Annotated in this window: 1 protein-coding gene; it reads right to left on the bottom strand. The window is 46.6% G+C overall.

From position 1 onward, the window contains the following. Positions 1–526: paraquat-inducible protein A (locus tag R7Z47_RS26735; protein ID WP_318131011.1), on the bottom strand; the 526-nt coding region annotated here is incomplete at both ends.

The raw sequence follows: 526 nt of genomic DNA, 5'->3' as shown, positions 1-526 counted from the left end.
TCTTGCACTTCGCTCTGTGGTAGTTGCCACAACAAACGGGAGTCAAAAATCATCGCAGAGAGCATGGTGAAAATGACCACTGCGGCAAAAGATAATGCAGCAGGGCCGGGGTAAATGGCCATTAAGTTTTGCAACTGAACCAGTGCAACTAAAATGGCGACAACAAAAATATCGATCATTGACCAACGGCCAATGAATTCGGTTAATCGGTATATCTTTAAGCGCGAAATGCTCTCTTCAGGTGGAAGGTATTGAGCCTTTTGCGCATTGTAATACAACCACGCCAACGCCAACATTTTCGCCATCGGGATAAACACGCTCGCGAAGAAAATCACCATGGCGATAGGGTAGGAGCCTAAATGCCACAGCAAGATGACGCCTTCCATAATGGTTGAACCTTCTGAGTGCCCAAGACTGACGGTGTACATCATAGGGTAGAGGTTTGCTGGGATATAGAAAATCACCGAGGCAAACAACAATGCCCACGCTTTTTGTAGGTTCTCGCTAGGGTTGTATTCGTGAAGTC

The sequence above is a fragment of the Vibrio sp. 1641 genome, assembly GCF_033339995.1.
Taxonomy (GTDB): Bacteria; Pseudomonadota; Gammaproteobacteria; order Enterobacterales; family Vibrionaceae; genus Vibrio; species Vibrio alginolyticus.
This window is presented reverse-complemented; position numbering and strand designations above follow the sequence as displayed.